Consider the following 3875-nt stretch of genomic DNA (forward strand, 5'->3'; position numbering starts at 1 on the left):
ATGATACGCTGGCAGGAGGTCAAGGTAACGATAACCTTGAAGGAGGTCAAGGTAACGATATCTATCATTGGGGCTCTGGCGATGGGAATGATGTTATTCGAGAAGCTCAAAAGGCAGGTCTCGATCGCTTAATATTAACCGACTTGAATGTTGATAATGTCACTTTCACCCAGAGCCTGGATCAGGTGCGTGATCTGATTATTACCAATAAGATTACAGGCGAAAAAATTAATTTGTCGATGAGTTACCGAGTTAATGGTGCAGGTAGTAATGAAGGAGTGCAATATCTGGAGTTTGCGGATCACACGGTCTGGGATCAAGATGCTATGCGTGAAGTTGCGGTACTTCAAGGGACTGACGCTGCAGAAAGCATCACTGGTGATGATTATTACGGCGAGCGGATTGATAGTGGTGCAGGGAATGACACGATCGAAGGTCTGGGTGGCGCCGATACTTTTATCTTTGCCGCTAACTTCGGTCAGGATGTGATTAACGATTTTGACAATGATGATGTGATTGAATTCAGGGCAGGCACCTTTGCCAATTACGGGCAGGTGTTGGAGGCTATGGTGGATAATGGCACCGATACCAGCATTACTCTGGATGAAAGCAACAGTATTGTGCTGCGCAATACATTGGTATCGGATCTGCAGGACGCTGATTTTCGGTTTGTTTAAGAAGTCGCTGTAAAAAGTATAAGGCAAAGGATTATGCAAGAGCATCCCATACCCGGGCAGTCGGTATTTGCCCGGGTGTTTTCTTCACTGAGATTTACTCTGGTTTATCTTGGTCTGTTAAGTCTGCTGATTAATATGCTGATGTTAACCGGCCCGCTATTTATGTTGCAGGTTTACGACCGGGTGTTGGCCAGTTATTCGCTACCAACGCTGGTGGTGATTGGTTTACTGGTGCTGTGCCTGTATCTGTTTTTCGGACTACTGGAAGGCTTGCGCGGTCGTATATTGAATCGGATTGGTTTGTGGATTGATGCCCGCCTGTCGGTGTTGGCTTATGAAGTGTCGACTCGGGCGCCGTTATTGTTAGGCACTAAAGCCAATCAATTGCGGCCGATGCAGGATATGGACACCCTCAGGCAGTTTATCTGCGGAGCTGGCCCGGCGGCTATTATGGATATGCCCTGGTTGCCGTTTTATTTGGCGATTGTGTTTCTGTTTCACCCCTGGCTGGGTTTGGTGGCGCTCGCCGGAGCGGTGGTTATCTGTGTACTGATTGCTGCGAATGAATATATTTCCCGGCGGCCGGTGGCCAGTCATGCCCGCGACACGACTCAACGTATGTTGGTGGTGGAGGCTGCCAGGCGCAATGCCGAGGTTATTCAAGCCATGGGTATGTTGCCGGTGTTGCAAAGCCGCTGGCAGAGTTTGAATGAACAGTATCTTGAACAGCAGTGTGTGACGTCAGACCGGGCCGGGTTGTTTGGCACTGCCATCAAGACCTTTCGTTTTATGCTGCAATCGCTGATTCTAGCGGTGGGGGCATGGTTGGCGATCAAGCAGGAAGTGACTCCCGGTGTGATGATTGCCGCGTCCATTATGTCTTCCAGAGCTTTGTCGCCGGTGGAACAGGCGGTGTCGCAGTGGCGTGGTTTTGTGGCTGCCAGACAAAGCCTGCACAGGTTGAAGCAGGCGCTGGATACCAGACCGGACTCAACCAAAATGACCCTGCCATTGCCCTGTGGCGGACTGGAATTACAACAGTTTTGCTGTGCACCGGCGGGTATGCGACAGGCTTTTGTACAAAATATTTCTCTGGCTTTGGCTCCGGGTGACGGGCTGGGTATTATTGGTCCTTCCGGTTCCGGCAAGTCGACTCTGGCGCGAGGTATTGTCGGGGTGTTGCCAACATTGAAGGGCAGTGTACGTTTGGACGGTGCCGACATTAGCCAGTGGCACAGTGAACAGGTTGGTGATTTTATTGGTTATCTGCCGCAGGATATACAGTTATTTGCCGGTACCATTGCTGACAATATCAGCCGCTTTGCGCTGGAGCCGACAGCAGATGATATTATCAAAGCGGCTACCATGGCTGGTATTCACCAGCTGGTGGTCACTTTTCCCGAGGGTTATAACACGCGTATTGACAGTGGCGGCTTGTCGCTTTCAGGGGGCCAGCGACAGCGTATCGCGCTAGCACGGGCTCTGTATAAAATGCCTTTTCTGGTGGTGCTGGATGAACCCAATTCCAATCTCGATAGCGAGGGTGAGCAGGCTTTGACCGAGGCGGTTACGGCCATTCGGGCAGCCGGTTCCATTGTTATTGTGATTGCCCACCGACCCAGTGCCATTGCCGCAGTGGATACCCTGTTATGTATGCAAAATGGTAAAACCGCGGCTTTGGGGCCGAAGCAGGAAGTGATGCAGCGGATGATAATGCCGGTGAGGGAGACAGTCTAATGTCGGTGCAACAGGATACGGAACAGCGACTGTTGGGCAGTATGCGTTACCATTTGTTGATCACTGTGGTGGTAGTGGCTTTTTTGCTCGGTGGTCTGGGGCTATGGACAGCGTTAAGCACGGTTTCCGGTGCAGTGGTGGCAACGGGTAAGGTGGTAGTGGAAAGCAATGTCAAAGAGGTGCAGCATCAGGCTGGCGGTATTATCCAGAGTATTAAGGTAAAGAATGGCGATCTGGTGCTTGCCGGCGATCTGTTGCTGACGTTGGATGATACTTTGGTGCGAGCCAATCAGGCGATGGTCGTTAAGCAGTTACATGAATTCTATGCCCAACAGTCCAGGTTGTTGGCAGAACAGATGGCTGATAAAGAGATTACCTTTTCCCGTCTGGATGTCGAAGGACCGGTACCGGAACTTGTAAAACTGGTGGAAAGTCATCAGCAAAAGCTGTTTTATGCCCGCAGAAACAGCCTGCAGGATCAGCGTAATCAGTTCAAACAACAGATATCACAGTTGCAACAGAAGATCGTCGGGCTCAGGGCCGGTCGCGATACCAAACAGCAGGAAATGGCTTTGGTGGAACCTGAGCTGGCAGATTTACTGAGACTGTTTAAGCGGCAAATGATCGATAAAAGTCGTATCAGGGAATTGCAGCGAGACAGTCTGAAATTGCAGGGTGCTGACAATGCCCTGATGGCGGAGATAGCTCAGGATCAAAAGGCGATTAGTGAACTTGAGATGAAAATCCTGCAGCTTGATGAAGATCGGCGAGTGGAGATTTTACAGCAGTTGCAGGATACCCGGCTGAACATTGTGCGGTTGCAGCAGGAGCGGGTGGCGGTGCAGGATCAATTGATGCGTTTGCAGATTCGTGCGCCGCGCTCGGGTTATGTACATCAGCTGGCTTTTCACACGGTGGGCGGGGTGATTGCGCCGGGCGAAACGGTGATGTCGTTGGTGCCGCAGCAGGATTTGCTATTGGTGGAGGCAGAGATTCATCCCATTGATATTGATCAGCTGGTGGTGGGGCAGGAGGCCAGAATCAGGTTGCCCAGTTTTGACCAGCGGACAACCCCGGAACTGCGGGCGCAACTGCAAACTATCTCCGCTGATTTGTTGCAGAATTCTGTAACTGGATTAATGTATTATCAGGCGCGCCTTACTATCCCTGAAGCGGAACTGGACAAGCTACATGGCAAATCTCTGGTACCGGGTATGCCGGTGGAGGTGTTTGCCACTACGCAGAATCGCACGGTGTTATCCTATTTGCTAAAACCCATACATGACCAGATAGCTCATGCTTTAAGGGAAAGGTAGCTGTTGGATAAAGCCGAATCCTGGGGTTTTTTAATCAATGGCTGCATTGTTATAAATGAGTCGAAACAGATATTGCTGATTTATAAGGCTTAACGCCAAAAATCATCTATATTGAATAGAGTTTGTTGTAATAATCCTAATAAAA

3 protein-coding genes are annotated in these 3875 nt (G+C 50.2%); all 3 read left to right on the plus strand.

The window, feature by feature from the left end:
• Nucleotides 1-677: calcium-binding protein (locus AACP44_RS08635; RefSeq protein WP_339340125.1), on the plus strand; the 677-nt coding region annotated here is incomplete at its 5' end.
• A gap of 33 nt (nt 678-710) precedes the next feature.
• Nucleotides 711-2414 carry a type I secretion system permease/ATPase gene (locus AACP44_RS08640; RefSeq protein ID WP_339340126.1) on the plus strand — a complete coding sequence of 568 codons (1704 nt, stop codon included), beginning with the start codon at nt 711-713 and terminating at the stop codon, nt 2412-2414.
• The gene (locus AACP44_RS08645; RefSeq protein ID WP_339340127.1) at nt 2414-3730 is read left to right on the plus strand and encodes an HlyD family type I secretion periplasmic adaptor subunit; all 1317 of its coding nucleotides are present in this window, start codon (nt 2414-2416) and stop codon (nt 3728-3730) included. Before AACP44_RS08640 ends, AACP44_RS08645 begins: the two co-directional genes overlap by 1 nt.
• The last annotated feature ends 145 nt before the right edge of the window (nt 3731-3875 follow it).

The organism is uncultured Oceanicoccus sp., from assembly GCF_963968385.1.
In the GTDB taxonomy this organism is placed as follows: domain Bacteria; phylum Pseudomonadota; class Gammaproteobacteria; order Pseudomonadales; family Dasaniaceae; genus Oceanicoccus.

Bases quoted from the DNA above. Each gene is read 5' to 3' on its own strand.
- AACP44_RS08645 (WP_339340127.1), top strand. From the start codon at position 2,414: ATGTCGGTGCAACAGGATACGGAACAGCGACTGTTGGGCAGTATGCGT.
- AACP44_RS08640 (WP_339340126.1), top strand. From the start codon at position 711: ATGCAAGAGCATCCCATACCCGGGCAGTCGGTATTTGCCCGGGTGTTT.